Genomic DNA, 18,910 nt, shown 5'->3' on the forward strand with positions numbered 1-18,910 from the left:
TCAACAATTTGTTGCTTAAAGTCATCACTAAATTGACGACGGATTTTTCTAGACATAGAGTTCTCCTGTTTTCTTTAGTGTAGAACACTTTATAAATTCTGTCTAGTTTAGTGTAACCGATTCATACATACTTCCATCCTCTCAAATAAAAAAGAAAACCGAAATAGTTCTAGTAGAATAAATAGCCATCTACTATTATAGCACGATTTCCTTTATTTGACCGCTATTCGTTGCTTCCATCGTAAAAACTCCTAAAAGCCATCAAGATTTATAAAAACTAATTTATGAGTGGGATTTATGATGAATTGCTTAAATTCTCTATGCTCCCTCATTTCAGCAATCCAACGATTTAAGGTGTACTTGTTTTGAAAAGGCAACCCTTTTCAACAATTTGTTGCTTAAAGTCATCACTAAATTGACGACGGATTTTTCTAGACATAGAGTTCTCCTGTTTTCTTTAGTGTAGAACACTTTATAAATTCTGTCTAGTTTAGTGTAACCGATTCAANTTTATAAATTCTGTCTAGTTTAGTGTAACCGATTCAAGATAATTTCTCTACGAAATACCTTAAAATTGGTTGCTCATCGTTCCTACTAAAATCCTTATAGCGTAAATCAATACTGTCAGATACTTTCAGCAGTATCTTTAAGCTAATCGGAAGCATTATTTTCAAAGTATCTTTAAAACAAGTGTAATCTTCAAAGAAATCAAATCGGAAGTAATCTGATAACTCTCTAAGGATAAAGTTTCTTGTTTCTTGAGCAAGTATAATAAGCTGACTATAATTTTCACTAGAACAATCTGAGAATCTATATAAATCCGTACTTATAACAGCAATGTAAGTTAAAAACTGAATTATTTCTTTTTCGAAAACAAATCCATACAGACGGCTATTTAATTTCTCAATAATTTCAACAATCAATTTATGTTCATCCGTAGATTTATAACAAAAATTTATTGGTTGTAGTTCTAGATCCTGATTTTTCTGATAATAATTATTTCGGAAATAAATTAAATAGATGATAAATCTTTCAATATTAAGGTTCGAAAAAACTATCCGAGATTTAGTAATTGAGCTTAAAATTGTTTTTCGGATAAGTTCCTTGTCAAAATCGGAACAAGCAAACAAATTTTCATAGTCAGGTACCCCTGACTTATAAGTAGTGTATCTATCAAAATACCTATATATTCTTATTGTCAGCATCACTTTCTTAAATTGTGGGCCAACAATCTCGATACCATACTTCGGACGCATCTGGAGTGTTAGTCCATATTTCGAAACGAGATTTTTCACCTCCTGTAATTCTCTTGTCAAAGGACTAGTCGTGAGTAGTTCACTCTGAAAGTCTTCAATTTTGAGCGGTATTGTAGATGATACCAGCCTTCTAAGAATATGTAAGACAAATGTATCTTTCTCATTTTCTAACTTGACAGAGGGAAATATCTGAAATAGCTCTTTGATTTGCTCTATATAACTAGGATTATTGATATGCAATTTGTAACCAAATGACCGTTTGGATTCAATACTTCCTAAATCCTGGATACATGATTTTAATTCATTGATATCTGATTTTATTGTTCGTGATGTTACATTTAACTTTTCAGCTATATACGAACTCGTTACAAAATCTTCCGAACGAAAAAGGAGGATAAATAACGCCTTAAGTCTAGGTTTGCTATCTAAGATTTTTAGTCTCTCCAATACTTCCTTACCCACGATATTATCCTCCTATATTTTACTCTAAATACATTTCTCTAAGTCTATCGATAATTTCCTTATCAATATCTAACTCTGAGATAGCATATTGCTCAATTGAACCATAACCATCAAAAATGGAATTGATAGAGGCTTCAATAAAATCTGACTTTGTATCAATAAAAGAATAGAGATGGTCTAACACTTTTTCATCTGTTGTTAGTTTTCTATACCCTTCCATTTTTACTCTATTTCGTTCCTCACGATTTTTTCCAGTAATTAGATAATCTTGAATTAAATCCTCCTTACTGACACCGAGAATTCCTAAGAGTAGCATAGCTCCGTAACCAGTACGATCTTTGCCTCCTCTACAATGCTGAACACTAGCTGGTGAATTTGGATTTGCAAGAACCGTTAGCATTTTAGAAAATGCTGCTTTAGATTCTTTACCTTCTGCAAATGTTCTATATTGTGAATAGACAACTTCTGAGTGATCAACTAATTGTCCTGATTTTTGTTGCTCAATTATTTTATTGATAAGGTTAATGTCCTCATCCTCTTTAGAAGACTGAAATTGAGCTGCGAGCTCTGCAACATGAGCAGATGGATCTAGTTAAAAGCTCGTGACACCTGTATGAATTATAGGATTGGGGTACTTTGACACCTCATTATCACTCCTATAATCAACAATTGTCTTTAAGTTCAACTGTCTTAGATATTCTAAACCATCTTCTGTTGCATTGTGAATATAATCAGAACGATATAACCCCCCCATTTTACTCTCTTACCGTTATTAGCTTTGTAACCACCCATATCTCTAAAATTATTCATTCCAGACACTGGTAAAGTTCTTTCAGCAACTTTGTACTCGCCTGACTTGGATTTAATCAGGAAATACGGTCTTCTATCTAACTCTAGCAGAATTTCAAATTTATTATCATCAGTTTTCTTTAGAAACTTAATTGGCTCACCGTCTGAGCTACTTAACAGAAATACTTCGACTTCTCCATTTTCAGAATCACTTTCTCTAATAAAAGTGTAGATATTCTTCTGAAACTGTTTCACTTCAAACTCTTTAGCCATAATCTAACCTAACACTTTCAAATAAGTCAAGAGGATAGAAATAACCATAATTCCAAAGATCAATAGTGGAGCATGTTTGCCATTTGTTTTCTTCAAAATTTTATAGATAACAAAAGTTAACAGAATGCTAAACAGCCCAGGCATAACTTTGTCAAACATTTCTTGGAAGAGGATAACGTTGTCACCAGCCTTAATTTCAGAGATAACATTTACTTTAACGACAGAAGCAATAAGTCCTCCAATAACCATAAGACCGACAATATTCGCAATATTTGATAGACGTTGCAGGATATTGCCACCTACTCCTTCAATCAATTCTACACCTTTAGCGTGACCTAAGTGGATACCATAATATTTAGACGCAATGTTTACAAAGTTATAGAGTAAGAACATTACAATCGGACCGAGGACACTACCACTTAATGCTAGGGCTGCACCAATACTTCCGCAAATTGGTAACCAAGTGAATTTCAATACACTATCACCAATACCTGCGAGTGGTCCCATTAGGCCAGTTTTGATACCAGTTACAGTATCCTTCTGATCTTCAGTTGTCGTTTCTTCCACGGCAGCTGCAATTCCAAGAATCAAGGCATCTGAGTTAACATGACTGTTAAAGAATTCAAGATGGCGCTTCATAGCTTTCACACGCAACTCTTTTGGCTTATCCTTGTACAAACGCTCAAGAATGGGTGTGAAACTTGACAAGAAACCAATAGCTTGCATTGATTGGAAGTTATTAGTTACGTTTAGTAATTGCATTCTCCAAAATACTTTGTTTAAATCTTGCTTTGTAATTTTGTTACTCATAGATCATAGTCCTCCTCATCATTATCAATTTGTCCGACAACTTCTTTAACTTGAGCTTTTTGAGTTGCCAAGTCGTAAATCAAAGCAATCGGTAAAGCGATTAGAGTGATTGGTAAAACTGAAAGCTGCAGATAAACTGCTAGAGCAAAACCAGCGATTAGGAATGTCCAAAGCTCAGCTTTTTTCAACATCATCAGCATCAAGAGACCAATACCCACAGCAGGAATAATCTTACCTGCTACTGAAAGACCTGACATAATTTCTTTTGGAAGTGCAGCAACAACTTGGTCTACTATACCAGCACCGAGATATACAGCAATGAAAGTTGGAACTGCACGAATAAGGAAGGCAATTACCATTGGAATATAGTTAATACGATAAACTTTACTAAAGTCACCAGTCTCTGCGATTTTTTCAGCGATTGGATTCAAATAAACAATACTTGAACGATATAGTACGAGTAATTGTTGAGCTAATAGAGAAGCTGGAACCGCAACTACTACAGCAGTCGCAACACCACCTGATGCAAGACCTAATGCCGTCCCGATTGCAGTACCTGAAATGATGTCAGGTGCTGAATAAGCTCCAACATTACCGATACCCATCCACATAACTTCTAGTGAAGCACCAATGAGTAATGATGTTTGTACATCTCTCATTATCAAGCCGATAACGGGAGCAATCAGCAAGGGACGTCTCAACATTTGAGTACCAATATCATCAATTGCACATAGACCAGCCCACGCTGCAATTAGTAATGCCTGAATCATAAAATGACCTCCTCTAATCTAATTTTTTCGTCGTTTGGAACCATCTGAATTGTTACTTCCACTGAGTTTTCCAATAATTTCTTGAATGCTTCCTTCTCGGAAGGTGTAACAGCAACTGACTTAGTTAGCTTCTCCCTACCTTCTTGGAACCTCATTCCACCCACATTAAGAGAAGGAATTGGAACACCAGCTTCGTAAGCTCTTAATACATCTTCACTAGTCGTAAATAGTAGCATTGTTCGTCTAGTAATTTTGTTTGTTTTGATAATTTCACCAAATTTTTCAACAGGAAATGCTTTTACAGAAATTCCTTGTGGAGCTGCCATAGTCAAAATACTTTTTTGAGTTTTGTCGCCAGCAACTTTATCATTCAAAACAATAATTTGCTCAATCTTATGCATATTAACCCAGGTCGTAACTACTTGACCGTGAATTAAACGATCATCTATCCTACTAAAGACTATAGTCATCTTCTTCTCCTTCTTCAATTAAATCTTGTTTAGTCCTGACACTAAATCCTTGGTCATAAGCTGTCTTTAATACAGCAGCTAATGATTCAATTTGTTGTCCACGATTCATCAGAACTTCTAAAAGCATGGGTAGATTCAACCCTGAGACAACTACTACTTTTTCCTGAGATAAAAGTTGTGATGCTAAATTTATTGGAGTTCCTCCGATAATATCCGTAAGAACAACCAGTCCTTTAGTTGTATCCAACGAGGAAATCTTTTGAAGCATCTCTTCTTTTAGAACCTCGACATCGTCAACTGTATATACTCCTAATGTCTCAAAGTTGGTCTGCTTACCTACAATCAACTCTGCACTATCAATTGCAGCCTTCGCAAAATTACCATGAGACATTAGTAGTAATGCAATACCGTCTGACATATTATCCTCCTGCTTTATTTTAATTAAATAAAAACTTTGTTTTTATAAGTTAATTATAAAGGGAATGATATGCGGTTTCAATGAAAGGATTTTCACTTTATAAAGTGAAATTTTTTGGAAAAAAGAAGCAATTAGCCACTAGACTAACTGCCACTATTTCATTCAGAAAATCTCTCAATTAACTCTTGTCCTAATATATTTTCAAAATCTAAATCAGTAACAAAATCATGCCAGTTACTTCTACTACCCTGACTGAAGGTCTCCTTAAAATTCTCAAACCATGGATACATTTGCCCAAGATTAGTGTCCCCAATAACTGTTTCTACAGGAAGTACACCCCCAAGGTAGGCTAATAGACGAGAAACCTCTGGAGAATACAGCCAATTTAAAAAGTTCAAGCAGTGATTGACCTGAGCGGAGTATCTACTAATGCCAATAGAACCACCTCCAGTCATCGCTTGTTTGCCTGGTACACTAGCAATATCAAATTGGTAGGTAACATCATGTTTTTCAGATCCTGAGAACAGTGGTGAGATATAGTTTGAAAAGACGATTTCCATTGCGGTATGACCTAGACGCAAATGTCTAACATGATCTTCCCACCATAAATCTAGTTTACCGTCAGTAAATGTCACGCTATTTTTGTAGTCTTTAAATGCCTCATTGATAACAGATAAGTCCATATTATTCTTTAATAACTTTTCTCTATATCTTGGCATAAAGTCACATGTTGCAACGATAGGGGTCTTAAATGCTAGTGTATGGCCGAAATCAGTCTGCGAATCTTTGTTGAAAGACTTACTAAAGAAAGACGACACGCGATCAAACTCTTCAAAAGTTTTTGGCACATCCAATTGTTTTTTGAACTTCTCGTAAAACTGCCGCTGGAGCAACGTATTATCAAATAGATCTTTCCGATAAACTAAGACTTGGCTGGAGATATCGAATGGGAAAGTGTATTGCCTATCGGACTGATAGCTATACTCTAAGGCAATATCAGACATCAACTTACTGTTGATTAACTGTGCGATCTCCTGATTTGTCACCTCCCGAAAAATTGTTTCGGCAAAATTTGGTAACCAGGCCATGTCTACACGGATTAAATCAACTCGATTCAAAAATTCTCGATTTGATAAGTTGGCAAGCAATTCTTGATAGGTGAATTCTTCAATCTGAATAGTAATGCCTGTCAGGGTCTTGTATTTTTCCACAAGTACCTTAATGGCATTTGACATGGGTGATTCAACGATTGCAAGAGTTAGGGTTAAAGCAACTTTATGACAAATTTCCTCATTATTACTCTCAATACCTTTAAGCTCAATAAGAGAATAATCATTAGTCTCCAGAGCAGTTAGTACCCGCTTCGCAACTAATTTATAATCTAATTTCAAATAAGAGGTATTATGCTGCCCGATGATATCACGGCAACCTAAAACTAAAATATGAGGCCTATTTGTTTTCCCAAACCAATCAAATAAATCGTTTAGTTCCTTAGCAACCTTCCTATCAGAGACAACTAAGGTGTCATTAGCCGTTAAATGAGACAATTTTGAGTACGTCATCACAAAATTGTTATTGTCAGAATCTGTCAACAATCGTACTCTGAAATCTGACTTAAGCAACGTTCGATGCAGTTTCTCAAAGAGAGAAAAACCTGCATAGGGACTGATGAGTGTAACAATCCCATTGGAACGAGCTTCTAAAAAATTTAACACAAGTGCTTGGATACGGTCACTATCAAAGTTAATGCCAGCATAGTTCTCGGTATCAACGAGAAGGAGTTTAGTTCCTTGTTTCTCCAAGTCTGTCACACGTGTCGGCTCAAGCCCAACACAAACCACAGCAAGGGGTAAAAGTGAACTAATCTTTAAAATCCGTTCATCTAAATCAATCTGATTTTTGAAATAAACTAATTCAATATCATAATCATCACTATCAAAGGTCACTAGAAAATCAATGAGGTCTGTGTAATGAAAACGACCAAAATACGGAATAAAAACACAGACTTTTTTTGACAATCCTTTTCTCAAGACCTGAGCTTGTGAATTTAATTGGTACCCCAGACGCTTTGCCGCCTCTTCTACCAACTTAATTTTTGAAGCTCGAACATTTCCTCGTTTATTTAAGACATTTGATGCTGTACCATGTGACACTCCAGCCTCACGAGCGATATCTTTAATAGTAACCATAACTTAGCCTCTTAATTTAAAAAACCATCCAAATACTCTAAAAATAATGATATATCTGTTACCTGATAAGTATTTATTCCTTGATCTCGGGCAGCCTCAAGGTTCTTCTCTAAGTCATCAAAGAAATAAGTGTGACTGGGTTCAAGACCAAATGTAGTCAATAACGTTCGATAAATCTCAGGTGCTGGCTTGGATTGCTTAACCTCATAAGATAAAATTTTACCATCCAAAATTGATGCGAGTTCTGGTGCTCGTTCTTCCATACACGGATAAAATAATTGAGAAGTATTGGAAAGAATGTATAGCTGATGTCCATGTTGCTTTAATGAAGCCATTTTTTTAACAACATCATCATAGAATCTGACATAACGATACCAATACCACATGATTTGATGAACTTCTTCCTCAAATTCATGTGATAATTCCTCATTAACTTTATTTTCAACTTCTTCAACAGTATACAGTCCGGCATCCATCTCTTCCCATAACCCTGAACCAAAAATAGCAGTATCTACTCGACAACGTGATTCATCATCAGGTAATAAAGTCTTCAAAAATACTTCCTTGTCCCACTCAATAATCACATTTCCAAAATCAAAGACTAAATTCATTCCACACCTCTTTTTTCACTTTACAGCAATATTATTTCACTTACCATTCTACCAAAATACACTGAATTTTCGTAGTCACTTTATAAAATAAGGTGCTGTCTAGACAACACCTTATTTCAATTCCTCTAAATAAATTACACCTGGTATCCTAGATAAATCTTCCATCAATTTTAAATGATCAAACGATTCATTAAGTTTTAGGGACAGATAGCAGGAAACTTGACTGGCTTCTTCTTGGTATATCCCTTTCTTCTTGTCACTATGACTAAGCCCATTTTGCATATCCAGAATCTTAATATCAGAGGTACTTAAAAAGATAAGGAGACGATTAAAGCCCTCTAACGAGTTAAAAATAATATGGAAATCTGCAATTTTAGATCTACTATTTAAGTAATCTTTTAGGGGAGCAAATAGGGTCATAATACCTATTAGAGCAACTGTTGAAATTAGGGCACCTGAGTAAAAGCCAATACCAGTAGCTAGTCCAACAACAGCAGAAGCCCAAAGGCCTGCTGCTGTTGTTAGACCTCGAATTTTTTGGTTGTCTGTTACTAAAATTGTTCCAGCACCTAGAAATCCTAAGCCACTAATAACTTGTGCACCCATTCGTGTAGGATCGCCTGAGCCATGTTTAAGAACAATGTATTGATTCGTCATCATCACCATGGCTGAAGCTAAACAAACAAGAATGTAGGTACGAATTCCGGCCGCCTGGTTTTTAACTCCTCGTTCAAATCCTATGATTCCACCTAGAACGACTGATAAAGTCACCCTAATTAAAATCGTAGGTAGAGCCAAATCTCCCAACTCACCCATTAACGTTTCGTTCCTTTTTGAGTTCTGAAACGATGGCTAAGATAAAGGGCAGAGGCTGACATAATCATCAAGATAACTGAATAAACAAACATCATTGCGATAGCGTTGACGGTAGCTGTCTCGTCAGTTGCAGATTTAATGACAACACCAAGTGGTCTAAAGAGAGGATGGTAGAGGAATACCGATAAATCATAATCCGATAATAGTGAGTTAAAGTTTAGTACCATAACAGAGAGCACAACTGGCATAATAAACGGAATGATGACCTTTACCATAGTGTAGAAGCTAGATGCTCCCATACTACGAGCGGCTTCTTCCATATCACTATCAATACTAAAGAATACTGCTCGAATCATCCGATAGGAAAACGGAAGTTTTTGGATAATGTAAGCAATAAGCATCATCCCTAAGGTACCAATCAGAACCTGGTTAAATACAATCAAACGAGGCTCATTAAAGGTAAACATCAAGCCAAGTGCAATCAGTGTACTTGGTAAAATCCAAGGGATTAAAGCACCATACTCAAAGAATTTATCGAATTTATAAGTGTTCTTATGAACAATTCTTGAAATAACAATTGCAATTACAGTAGCTACAAAGGCTGCTAATGCCGCATAAAGCAAACTTACAAGATAAGGTTTAAAGAACTCCGCGTTAGAGAACAGCTCTTGATAGTTTGCCAAAGTGAAGCTAGATAAGCTCAAGTTACCAGTTTTAATGGTCAATGCATCCGTGAAGGAATATAGGACAACCAGGGTAATTGGTAGCATATAGATCACAAATAGCACGTAGGCAACAATGTGAGCAATGGCATTCCAAACTGGAGATGTGATAACTTGTTTTTTCAGACCAGCTTTTGTTTTTGACACAGAGACATAGTTACCGCCTTTTTCTACCTTGTTAAGCAAGGTTAACAATAAGATTGTTGCCAAGCCCAACATAATGGCCAGGAAGGCTGCAAGGTCACGTGAACCATTTGATTTTGCAAAACTGATGATCAAGGGGTTAATCGTTTGAAACTCTTTACCACCTACGATAAGTGGGGCAGAAACTGCTGACAAACCAGTTAAGAATATCAAAATGGTTAAGGCAAACAAAGTCGGCTTGAATGTCGGCAACACCACTTTGAAGAATACGGTCATTGGTTTCGCACCCATGTTTCGAGAAGCCTCAATAGTGTGGTAGTCAACACTACGAACAGCATTCGTCAAGAACATGATATGGTTTGAAGTACAAGCGAAAGTCATAATAAACAAAACTGCTCCGAAACCATGAAACCAATCTGGATTCATACTAGGAAATACAGACAGCAACAACTTGGTAATCAGTCCATTACTGCCATAAACAAATTTATAGCCAGTAGCGAGAACGATACCCCCGTAAATCAAAGAAGACATATACCCAAGCTTGAGAACTTTGGCTCCCTTGATATCCCAATACTCTGTCAAGAGAACGACGAGAGTACCAACCAGGTTAACAGTTACTACCATAGAAATGGCTAATTTAAAACTGTTAGCAATACTATTAAGAGCACGCTCTGAACTCATAATCTTATCTAAGGCTCGTAAAGAAAACTCACCATCTTTGAAAAAGACATTTGTCAGAAGTCCGATATTTGGATAAATGATGAATGCTACCAGTAACCACAGAACACCTATCCGTAGTAACCAGTCTTTCCATTTAATATCTTTGAGCATACTACTTACCTCCGTATTGCATAATGTCTTTCGGATTGATAAATAGAGTCACGACATCATCGATAACATGGCTTGAATGCCCATCATTCTTTTCAATGATATTAACTTGCTGTCCATTATCCAATACAACAGTGTATTTAATGAAGACACCATTGAATTCCAGATCAATAATCTTCCCTTGGATAGACAAATCACTTTCTGATTGTCTTTCCAATTTAACACGCTCTAAGCGGACATAGCCACTTGTTGGTTCAAAAATTGGCAATCCATTAGCAAGTAGAGCCAAGGTTTGCTCTGACAGATGGTTGATATCACCAATGAAATCACATACAAATTCTGTCTTAGACTGATTGTAAATTTCATATGGTGTACCAACTTGTTCAATGAAACCATTGTTAAAGACCGCAATACGATCAGATAAGGTCAAGGCTTCTTCTTGGTCGTGAGTGACATAGAGCGTTGTGATGCCCAACTCTTTTTGAAGTCGCTTCAACTCTAAACGCAGATCAACACGCAATTTGGCGTCCAAGTTTGACAGGGGTTCGTCCAAACATAAAATCTTAGGTTCTAAGACCAGAGCCCTTGCTAAAGCAACACGTTGTTGCTGTCCACCGGAGAGCTCTGAAATATTACGCTTCAGTTGCTCATCAGAAATCTTGATTTTTTTAGCAACCTCATGAACCTTGGCTTTAATGATTTCAGGAGAAATCTTCTTAACTTTCAGACCAAATGCAATATTATCATAAACTGTCATTGTAGGGAACAAGGCATAACTTTGGAAAACAATACCAATCTCACGTTTTTCTGGATCTAAATTCGTGATGTCCTTACCATTAACATGAATGGTACCCTTAGAGGGGTTGATGAACCCCACTAAGGTACGCAAGGTTGTTGATTTACCACAACCACTTGGTCCGAGAAATGTAAAGAACTCCCCTTCCTTGATTTCTAAATTCAAATTGTCAATCGCAATAAAATCTGCATATTTGATTTGTATATCGTTAAAGGTAATCATATACACCTCTCCTCACTTCTAAATGTTACTATTCTACGAATTCAAGCTCAGCTTTTTCAACCCATGAGTTAATGTTCTCACCGATGAACTCCCAATCCAATTCTTGAGGTTTAACGCTGCTTGCAAAGTCTTTAATTTCAGATTTAGCACCTTCAAGGGCTGTCTTGTTAGCAGGGATTGAACCAAACTCATCACTCCATGCTTTTTGAACTTCTGCACTACCAAACCAGTTGATAAACTCTTTAACAAGTGCTTCTTTCTTGCTAGTTGACAAAATACCAACTTGCTCAGTGACGTAAGGAACACCTACTTTAGGGCTCATAACTTGGAATTTATAGCCACGTTCAGCTTCGTTTTGAAGAACGCCTGAACCCCACATCATGCTGTAGTTCAATGGGGTGCTATCATCGATAAGAGCAGAGATATAATCTTCACCCTGTGCGTAAGTATGTGCGTTTTGAATGTATTTCTTAGCTACTTCCCAACCTTCGTCAGAGATACCCAAATCACCTTTTTCGTCAGCATAGCGGCTAACGATACTTGCAAAGATATTTTTAGAAGTACCTGTGTTCAAGCCAGAGATACCGTATGCACCTTTATAAGCATCTTTTGTCAAATCTGTCCAGTCACTTGGCATATCAGCTTTTGCATTACCAATCAGTACCAATGGTTGAACAACAATTGGGTGATAGTAGCCGTCAGCATCACCAAGTGTAGCATCTACTTCATTTGCCCACTCTGGACTGTATTTAACAAGAAGTTTTTCATCTTTGATACGGTTGAACTCCAAGTTGTTCAAACCAAATACCATATCAGCAATCGCATTGTTTTTCTCTGCAATCAAGCGGTCAGCCAATTCACCACCTGAGATGTCAACGTAAGAAATTTTAAAGCCTTTTTCAGCAGCTTTTTCTTTAAGCCAATCACCACGGCCATCAGTTGTTGAGTTAGAATAGATGACAATCTCTTGGGAGTAGTCAATTTCAGCTGGAGCACTTCCCTTAGCTGGCTCAGCTGATTTAGATGTACCACAAGCAGTCAACAAGATTGCCGCACTAGCTAACATGCAAAGTTTTTTAAAGTGTTTCATGAGAATTTCTCCTATTTAATAATTTTTTTGTAGTTATTTTCAATTAAGCAAGAATACAATAAATATGGCCAATCTGTTTGAATAATATCAAAACCAAGTTCAACTAATTTGATCCAAGAATACCCATTATCAAACAGAGCTACTTCATCATCAATTCTTGCAGCCAGTACGATGGTGTCGTTTAGACGTAGAGCATTTACCCAAGTGAGAATGCCTTTATTACGAAGTCGTTGCATAGTGGCAGGACTAACTAATTCTGAGTCTAAATCTTCAAAAATCAATTCGACTGCAACTAAGTTGATACCTCCAAAGTTTAGAACCAACTCTAGTTCTTCAACCGTTTTGACGATTGGCATAAACATAACATCTAGCCCAGAATTTCGCAATTGCTCCAGCAACTCTCTTTTTGCTGGTGCTTTAAGCAAGACTTGATCTAATGACTTATAGGTTTTAAGTTTATCAAGGAACGTGTCCCAATAGAACCAACTACGATCAATGTTGATTAGGCTCTTACCTTCAAGATTGGTAAGAACTTCCTCAATCGTCTCTAACCTTTGGTCAACTGGCTCAGCAAGCGAGTTGAAGCAAGGTAGACCTTTAATTTGTTCTGAAGGCAAGAGACGGAGATCAATATTCATATCAAAGACCAGTTTTTCTTGACCATCATGGAAAGCGAAGAATTCACCATCAATAGAACGGACAACGTCAACTTCAACCATATCACCTTTATGTCGAATAGCATTCAGGTAAGCCTTGGTCGTATTTTGGATAACGTTACCGCCATTTGTTCCACGGTGAACCGCAATTAGCACCCCCCTTTCTTCTCGATATTTCTGTAAAAGATTCATCTGACTTCCTCCTTTATTTGTTTACAAGATTATTGTAAGCGATTTTTTGGAACGTGTCAAGTTTTTTATAAAAAATTTTTTCTTAATAATGTTTCTAAAAAATACAAAGGTTCAATATATTCATTCCTGCACGTACCTACATAATTGTTGAACCCTCCCTTGAAATAATAATACTTTTAGCAAATTGTTTCTATCAACTTCATGTAAAGGATTTTAAAGTATTTGGTAAATTTTTTGTAACAGTACTAAATTAGTTATTTTATTTATAGGATATCTAAATAATCATTTTGTACTAAAATGTTTTTTTCTGACTACGTTTCATTCTGTCAATGCTCTTCATAAACTTCTCCACACGTCTCACTTCATATTCATAATCATCTATCAATTTACCTAGCTCTTCTTGGCAATGTTTTATCTCATGAGCCACATCTTCAAGTGTAGTGACCCCCGTCAGATTCATCTTGGCATAATCATACCGGGCTAGCCTTCGGTTTTCTGGGTCTGCGTTATTAAGATTTAGTAACACTTCCGCCACCTTGTTAAGGTAAGCAAGTTTATCCTGATAATCCGTAATCATCAACTCCAGTTGAGCAATATCCTGAATCATTTCGTTCTTAATCTCTTGATAGGATTTATTGTCAGTATCCAGGTCAATCAAAAGATTAAGCTCTGCTATTTTCTCTTTGAGACTGGCCATAGTCGGGCGTCTGCGTTTAGGGATATGCTTGCTGTCGTGAGTGAGTTGACGGATTATTTCACGTCTTCGCATATAGCGGTTGAAATCAGAGTTCTCTTTATTGTAGATGAAAAATTGAGCAGTCTCTCGGATAAAGACATGGTAGGACTTGCCCTGTTCGCTCTCATGAATATCTAAGTTACGGTTTGGAATAAAGACCAAGCCGTCTTTTTTGACGCCATAAGTCATCCTGATAAAGATACCGTCCTTGACCAGCTTGTCAATCTGATGGTCTGCTAGAACCACTTCAAACTCTTGAATCTTATCTCGCTTCTCCTTGAATTCTTTGTAGGCTGCCAAGAGTTCCTCACTAGGAAGTTTGTCCTGGTCATGCTCTTCTTGGTAGATTTCAAAGTCTGAGACCAAGTTAGTCAAATCAAGGTCTTGCAAGACTTCTTTTTGGTCAAAATACTCTTCAAAAAACTGGACATCATAGAGGTGTTTTGTGCTGACCGTTTTATTCTCAATGGAAATGGTTCGGCCGTCCTCAACCAAGGTAAAGGTCACATGCTTTTTCTTCGGAGAGATTTTTAGGTTTACCTGCTCTGCTATTTCCAAAAGATGAGCGAGGTCACGTGCTTTAGACAAGAGAAACTCCAGTCGCTGCTCAATAGCTCGTTTGGCAAAATGCTCTCGGAAATAATCCTCGGTGTAGGGCTGTCGCTTATCCAGCTGATGGCCGCGAATAACCTGCTTCATGTCTCGGTCAGTCATCAGAAAGCGTGCGTGTTTGCGAGAGAAATCTATCGTCAAGTTTAGAGCAGGAGCCTTGGCCAAAAAATCTTCAAAGCTCCTGCTATTTTCCATGAGAAAGTAAAGTCGCTGCTTGAGTTCGAACTTGTTGTTGGTTCGGCGATAGGTCTCAAACTTCTCATGCGAGTAACGATTAGGGGTGATGATTTTTGCTCCTGCTTCCTTGGCCAAGCGGTCAGAAATTAGGCGAAGATTTCTCTCCTGGGCATAGTCCCATTTGAGTTTTTTGTCTGACTGCTTATCCACGGCGTTAATCAAGATATGGTTATGGATATGGTCCTTATCAACGTGGGTCGCAACAATAAAACGAAAACTCCCACCTGTTAATTCTTTAATGGTCTCATAGCCAATACGGTTAATCTCTTCAGGTGTGAGCTTGTCATCAGGGGAAAAGGATTGAATCAGGTGGTGGGCATGGATTTTGGTCTGCTTGAGTTGCTGACGGTCGTTTCTTGAATCATAGAGCCGATCATTGTTGGTCAAGTTAGCCTGATACATCTCCACCAATTCCTCATAGCTGGGAAAGTCCAGGTAATTGCTCATGCCAAAATCAGAGACCAGCTTCAGCTGCTTCGTCTTTTCTGGATTGAGGATGTACTTGATGAGACTCTTGCGGTACTTGGTGCTATGCACCGCAAAGTGCTTAGTGACAACCATAAAACTCCTTCAGCTGCTGGCACTTGATGTTAAAGTCCTTCTCCACTTCCTTGATGAGTTGACCAATGCCCTGCACCAAGAACTCACAGTCGCTTGACGTTAGAAGATGAGTTTGGTTGACAGTCCGTGCAATTTGATTGAGATTATTTCCGATACGCTTCAGTTCAAAGACCAGGTCGTCATAGTTACTGGTATCAATGGTCAGAAAGGTCATATTGGGATTGAGCAGCACCTTTCTAGCATAAGCAGAGAAATTTTTACAGCCACTCTGTCCAATACGATTATTCAGAGTTGCTAACTCCTGGTCCGTTAGAAAGACTTTTTTGAGGTTAGTGCGGTAACGATTTTCCATATCTAACCTCCCATGTACTTGTCACGAAAATCTGGACTGAGTGGGATAGCCTTCTCGACTTCAGCCATCAGCTCTTGCACACAGGTTAGGATAATTCGCAAGTGCTCTGCCGTGACCCGCTGGGTCTGTTCGGCCATGATAGTCACCTGTAAGATGTCTCGGCTGATTTGTTCAATCTTCTGGGACTGCCAGAGGGTAAACCAGTCAGCTACCGACTGCTTCCTCTCAACCAAGTTCATCAGCTTTTGACGGACAAAGGGGGAGAATTGCTCTGCGTGTTCTTGCCTCATCAGCTCCTGAATCTGCCGCAGCTCCTCTGGTGTCAGATTGATTTCCTTACGGATAATGCGATAGTGGTCTGTCATCTCGTTATACTCCTTCTCTACTTGCCTCTATCGGGTCTAACCCGATACCGTATCAGATACGGGGGTCTTCCTTCAGCCTCATCGCTTCGCTTTTCGGCTTTTGGCGAGCTCAGTTATTGTGTCCACAATAACCCAAAATCTAATCGCCAGCTGAACCAAAACCTTACAGGTTTGTCAGCCGACGATAAGAAACTATGGTAGCTTCGCCCCCAAACCCCAAAATAAAAATGACTAGCAACTTGCTAATCATTTTCAACTTTTTGTAAAATACCATCAATCTGTTCAAATACTCCAATGGCTTTATCAAATTTCTGTGGAACTTCTGTATAAAGTAATTCCTCATGTAAGCTTTCATAATTTTTTCGAATATCAGGCGCAATAAACAAAGACTTCCAATTCTCAAAAGCAAATGGTGTATCAGGATTATAATCCTCAATATGATTTTTTCGCTTTCCAATATAGAACTGATCTGTCCTCTTAGTAAGATGAAGCAATTCCTTAAACGCTGCCTCATCTGATAAAAAGTTCTGAACTTCTGGATGCTCAAAAAGTTTCACCACATCATAAATATGCCGCACCTTCCTCAATAAGTCTTGATTGAAAGCGTGTCGTTTAACAGCCAAAACCTTATCTAAAAATGTTCGTGTAATATCCAAAACATTGACTTCAATGAGTTCAAGTTCAAATTCTTCGATGACATCAAACATACCATTTTCTTCTAAATAATCTTGGATATAGGTTTGGAGTGTCATCTTTTGACTTGGTTCTGGTCTAATAGTGCTCCCTATTTCTAGTTTAATCCGATAATCTGACCCAATGTCATCTAACCAGACGAGAGAACTTTTAGCCACCTTACTCCTTTCATCAGGTAACTTTTGAATAGACAAGCCAGACCACAGCACTTCCTCGATTTTCTTAAGAGCCCTATCTTTTTGTTTCTCGCTAAGCTCAGTATTCAAAAATGTTAAATCAATATCCTCTGAGAAACGTTCAATCGTTCCAGGATAACATTTACTCAGCGAGGTCCCACCTTTGAAGACACAACTCTCCATAAATTCACTCTGGGACAATTGCTGTAGTATCAAAACAATTAGGTAATCTCGTTTCACGGCATCTAATGGGATATGACGCCACTTACTAACGACTTGAGACAAAGTTTCAAATGCCTCTTTATCCTTATGCAACTTCATAGTAAGCCACCTTCGGTTCTTTGTATTTTGATAAGGTTGACAAATACTGATGAACAGTATTGGGAATATGATAAGAATCCAGTATCAACTTCAAGAAATAGAGCGTACTTTTTTTATACCGATGCTCACTCAAAATCAAATCTAAAACGTGATCTTGAAAAGAATTTTTTGCAAAATATTCACAGTAATTAATAAACTGCTTTTCATCAAGGTCCTGCAAATTATCTACCACCGATAAAACTTCCAACATAGCCAAAGTTTCTCTGACAGAGTGGGTGAAGGTCAGTTTTGATTGTTTGATAGAAATATTTTGAATGGTGGACTTTTGATGACTGTTGTTGGTTAAAATATGATACTGCTTAGAAATTTGACTCGTCAATTGAAGTTGGTTAAAGAGCTGATAGCCCACGACCATCCCCTTCTCATTTTCAATAAACTGGTCAACGATTTCCTTTTCGGTAGGCAATACCAAACCAAATCTCGTTTGTTGTGGTCGCGTATAGACCCCTTTACTTATTCGAGCAAGTTCCTGATTTGATACCATCCTCTCCAATACCTTATAAAAATTTTCTTCAGAAATAGCCGTCTTACTGGCAATCCGTTGGAAAAGCTCACTGGCAAAAATCAATTCTTTTTCTGGAAGTTCCTTGATGTACTCCTTAATTTTTGTAATTTGTTTCATTTGTTTTACCTCACTTTAAGTATGACAAAACTTTTATTTCTTGTCAAGTTTTTATTGTTTTTACTTGACTATTAAGAAATAAAAAAGGAAAGCACACTGCTAACCTTTTTAGTACTGAAGCAGACACCTTCGGTAGTAGGCTGCTTTTGATGAACTAAATGCTTCCAGTCGTTGCACCAAATCAAAATACTCTATCCTCACAGCCTCATCCAAGTTTGGAAAGAAATACTCACGATTCGTCATGATAACCTACAGCTGACCTACTAACTCTCGAATCGAAAAATCCAAATCACCTGTTGAAGTCTCATAGTATCTTTTTAGTTCGAGATGCACCTCATATTGGTCTTGTGAAGTAAACCCGTTACTCAAAAGATTATCTAATTGATTATACAAATCATTATATTGCTCAGACATATTCAGCCTCCTTTACCATTTACTATTAATTTACCGCGTACGACAACATTTGTCAGCTCAAAATTTTTATTTTCATAGTGAATTTACGATTAAAACAAAGCTATTCCACAAAACATGTAAAACCTGAAAAGGCACCCCTTTTCTGTACAATTTTTATAAAGTGTTTTTGTTAAGCGATAACTCGCTTAACCATAGGTGTTTGGTAATCGAGACTACCGTGAATGCGATGATGGTTCCACCAGTGGAC

17 protein-coding genes and 3 pseudogenes are annotated in these 18,910 nt (G+C 37.5%); all 20 read right to left on the reverse strand.

What is annotated here, in order from left to right; translation table 11 throughout:
* Positions 1 to 251 precede the first annotated feature (251 nt).
* Positions 252 to 365: pseudogene (locus ACERC7_RS08805) on the reverse strand (DNA-binding protein); the annotation flags it as partial.
* A gap of 177 nt (positions 366 to 542) precedes the next feature.
* Complete coding sequence (locus ACERC7_RS08810) at positions 543 to 1,718, reverse strand: HTH domain-containing protein (RefSeq protein ID WP_373666722.1); 1,176 nt, start codon at positions 1,716 to 1,718, stop codon at positions 543 to 545.
* Positions 1,719 to 1,737: 19 nt separating this feature from the next.
* Positions 1,738 to 2,780, reverse strand: a pseudogene (locus ACERC7_RS08815) (tyrosine-protein phosphatase).
* Between the two features lie 3 nt (positions 2,781 to 2,783).
* Positions 2,784 to 3,590, reverse strand: coding sequence for a PTS system mannose/fructose/sorbose family transporter subunit IID (locus ACERC7_RS08820; RefSeq protein WP_373659399.1), 807 nt, complete (start codon positions 3,588 to 3,590; stop codon positions 2,784 to 2,786).
* Positions 3,587 to 4,360: a PTS mannose/fructose/sorbose/N-acetylgalactosamine transporter subunit IIC gene (locus ACERC7_RS08825; protein WP_373666723.1), complete on the reverse strand. Its 774-nt coding sequence runs from the start codon at positions 4,358 to 4,360 to the stop codon at positions 3,587 to 3,589. The genes ACERC7_RS08820 and ACERC7_RS08825 overlap by 4 nt, the downstream gene beginning before the upstream one ends.
* Positions 4,357 to 4,830 carry a PTS system mannose/fructose/N-acetylgalactosamine-transporter subunit IIB gene (locus ACERC7_RS08830; RefSeq protein ID WP_373659402.1) on the reverse strand — a complete coding sequence of 158 codons (474 nt, stop codon included), beginning with the start codon at positions 4,828 to 4,830 and terminating at the stop codon, positions 4,357 to 4,359. The genes ACERC7_RS08825 and ACERC7_RS08830 overlap by 4 nt, the downstream gene beginning before the upstream one ends.
* A complete protein-coding gene (locus ACERC7_RS08835) occupies positions 4,814 to 5,248 on the reverse strand; it encodes a PTS sugar transporter subunit IIA (protein ID WP_373666724.1) in 435 nt (144 codons plus the stop codon). Before ACERC7_RS08835 ends, ACERC7_RS08830 begins: the two co-directional genes overlap by 17 nt.
* A 158-nt stretch (positions 5,249 to 5,406) precedes the next feature.
* Positions 5,407 to 7,437 carry an extracellular solute-binding protein gene (locus ACERC7_RS08840; RefSeq protein ID WP_373666725.1) on the reverse strand — a complete coding sequence of 677 codons (2,031 nt, stop codon included), beginning with the start codon at positions 7,435 to 7,437 and terminating at the stop codon, positions 5,407 to 5,409.
* An 11-nt stretch (positions 7,438 to 7,448) separates the two neighbouring features.
* Positions 7,449 to 8,048, reverse strand: coding sequence for an HAD family hydrolase (locus tag ACERC7_RS08845; RefSeq protein WP_373659405.1), 600 nt, complete (start codon positions 8,046 to 8,048; stop codon positions 7,449 to 7,451).
* A gap of 111 nt (positions 8,049 to 8,159) precedes the next feature.
* The gene (locus ACERC7_RS08850) at positions 8,160 to 8,864 is read right to left on the reverse strand and encodes an MgtC/SapB family protein (RefSeq protein ID WP_373666726.1); all 705 of its coding nucleotides are present in this window, start codon (positions 8,862 to 8,864) and stop codon (positions 8,160 to 8,162) included.
* Complete coding sequence (locus tag ACERC7_RS08855) at positions 8,864 to 10,561, reverse strand: ABC transporter permease (protein WP_373666727.1); 1,698 nt, start codon at positions 10,559 to 10,561, stop codon at positions 8,864 to 8,866. The genes ACERC7_RS08850 and ACERC7_RS08855 overlap by 1 nt, the downstream gene beginning before the upstream one ends.
* 1 nt (position 10,562) lies before the next feature.
* Complete coding sequence (locus ACERC7_RS08860) at positions 10,563 to 11,576, reverse strand: ABC transporter ATP-binding protein (RefSeq protein WP_373659408.1); 1,014 nt, start codon at positions 11,574 to 11,576, stop codon at positions 10,563 to 10,565.
* Positions 11,577 to 11,604: 28 nt separating this feature from the next.
* A complete protein-coding gene (locus ACERC7_RS08865) occupies positions 11,605 to 12,666 on the reverse strand; it encodes an extracellular solute-binding protein (protein WP_373659409.1) in 1,062 nt (353 codons plus the stop codon).
* Positions 12,667 to 12,677: 11 nt separating this feature from the next.
* Positions 12,678 to 13,514: a glycerophosphodiester phosphodiesterase family protein gene (locus ACERC7_RS08870; RefSeq protein ID WP_373659410.1), complete on the reverse strand. Its 837-nt coding sequence runs from the start codon at positions 13,512 to 13,514 to the stop codon at positions 12,678 to 12,680.
* Positions 13,515 to 13,806: 292 nt separating this feature from the next.
* Positions 13,807 to 15,660 (reverse strand): SAG1250 family conjugative relaxase, encoded by a 1,854-nt coding sequence (locus ACERC7_RS08875; RefSeq protein ID WP_373666728.1) that lies wholly within the window; start codon positions 15,658 to 15,660, stop codon positions 13,807 to 13,809.
* Positions 15,647 to 16,012, reverse strand: coding sequence for a plasmid mobilization relaxosome protein MobC (mobC, locus tag ACERC7_RS08880; protein ID WP_373659413.1), 366 nt, complete (start codon positions 16,010 to 16,012; stop codon positions 15,647 to 15,649). Before mobC ends, ACERC7_RS08875 begins: the two co-directional genes overlap by 14 nt.
* A gap of 2 nt (positions 16,013 to 16,014) precedes the next feature.
* Positions 16,015 to 16,377, reverse strand: a complete 363-nt coding sequence (locus tag ACERC7_RS08885) for an SAG1252 family conjugative relaxosome accessory protein (RefSeq protein ID WP_373666729.1) — start codon at positions 16,375 to 16,377, stop codon at positions 16,015 to 16,017.
* 242 nt (positions 16,378 to 16,619) lie between these two features.
* Positions 16,620 to 17,567 (reverse strand): nucleotidyl transferase AbiEii/AbiGii toxin family protein, encoded by a 948-nt coding sequence (locus ACERC7_RS08890; RefSeq protein WP_373659415.1) that lies wholly within the window; start codon positions 17,565 to 17,567, stop codon positions 16,620 to 16,622.
* Positions 17,554 to 18,249 carry a DUF6088 family protein gene (locus ACERC7_RS08895; RefSeq protein ID WP_373659416.1) on the reverse strand — a complete coding sequence of 232 codons (696 nt, stop codon included), beginning with the start codon at positions 18,247 to 18,249 and terminating at the stop codon, positions 17,554 to 17,556. The genes ACERC7_RS08890 and ACERC7_RS08895 overlap by 14 nt, the downstream gene beginning before the upstream one ends.
* A gap of 108 nt (positions 18,250 to 18,357) precedes the next feature.
* A pseudogene (locus ACERC7_RS08900) lies at positions 18,358 to 18,663 on the reverse strand (DUF5962 family protein).
* Positions 18,664 to 18,910: the final 247 nt, after the last annotated feature.

The organism is Streptococcus sp. E17BB (genome assembly GCF_041807725.1).
In the GTDB taxonomy this organism is placed as follows: domain Bacteria; phylum Bacillota; class Bacilli; order Lactobacillales; family Streptococcaceae; genus Streptococcus; species Streptococcus entericus.

Bases quoted from the DNA above. Each gene is read 5' to 3' on its own strand.
- ACERC7_RS08820 (WP_373659399.1), bottom strand. From the start codon at position 3,590: ATGAGTAACAAAATTACAAAGCAAGATTTAAACAAAGTATTTTGGAGA.
- ACERC7_RS08845 (WP_373659405.1), bottom strand. From the start codon at position 8,048: ATGAATTTAGTCTTTGATTTTGGAAATGTGATTATTGAGTGGGACAAG.
- ACERC7_RS08895 (WP_373659416.1), bottom strand. From the start codon at position 18,249: ATGAAACAAATTACAAAAATTAAGGAGTACATCAAGGAACTTCCAGAA.
- ACERC7_RS08865 (WP_373659409.1), bottom strand. From the start codon at position 12,666: ATGAAACACTTTAAAAAACTTTGCATGTTAGCTAGTGCGGCAATCTTG.
- ACERC7_RS08885 (WP_373666729.1), bottom strand. From the start codon at position 16,377: ATGACAGACCACTATCGCATTATCCGTAAGGAAATCAATCTGACACCA.
- ACERC7_RS08850 (WP_373666726.1), bottom strand. From the start codon at position 8,864: ATGGGTGAGTTGGGAGATTTGGCTCTACCTACGATTTTAATTAGGGTG.
- ACERC7_RS08840 (WP_373666725.1), bottom strand. From the start codon at position 7,437: ATGGTTACTATTAAAGATATCGCTCGTGAGGCTGGAGTGTCACATGGT.
- ACERC7_RS08830 (WP_373659402.1), bottom strand. From the start codon at position 4,830: ATGACTATAGTCTTTAGTAGGATAGATGATCGTTTAATTCACGGTCAA.
- ACERC7_RS08890 (WP_373659415.1), bottom strand. From the start codon at position 17,567: ATGAAGTTGCATAAGGATAAAGAGGCATTTGAAACTTTGTCTCAAGTC.
- ACERC7_RS08825 (WP_373666723.1), bottom strand. From the start codon at position 4,360: ATGATTCAGGCATTACTAATTGCAGCGTGGGCTGGTCTATGTGCAATT.
- ACERC7_RS08860 (WP_373659408.1), bottom strand. From the start codon at position 11,576: ATGATTACCTTTAACGATATACAAATCAAATATGCAGATTTTATTGCG.
- ACERC7_RS08875 (WP_373666728.1), bottom strand. From the start codon at position 15,660: ATGGTTGTCACTAAGCACTTTGCGGTGCATAGCACCAAGTACCGCAAG.
- ACERC7_RS08835 (WP_373666724.1), bottom strand. From the start codon at position 5,248: ATGTCAGACGGTATTGCATTACTACTAATGTCTCATGGTAATTTTGCG.
- ACERC7_RS08870 (WP_373659410.1), bottom strand. From the start codon at position 13,514: ATGAATCTTTTACAGAAATATCGAGAAGAAAGGGGGGTGCTAATTGCG.
- mobC (WP_373659413.1), bottom strand. From the start codon at position 16,012: ATGGAAAATCGTTACCGCACTAACCTCAAAAAAGTCTTTCTAACGGAC.
- ACERC7_RS08855 (WP_373666727.1), bottom strand. From the start codon at position 10,561: ATGCTCAAAGATATTAAATGGAAAGACTGGTTACTACGGATAGGTGTT.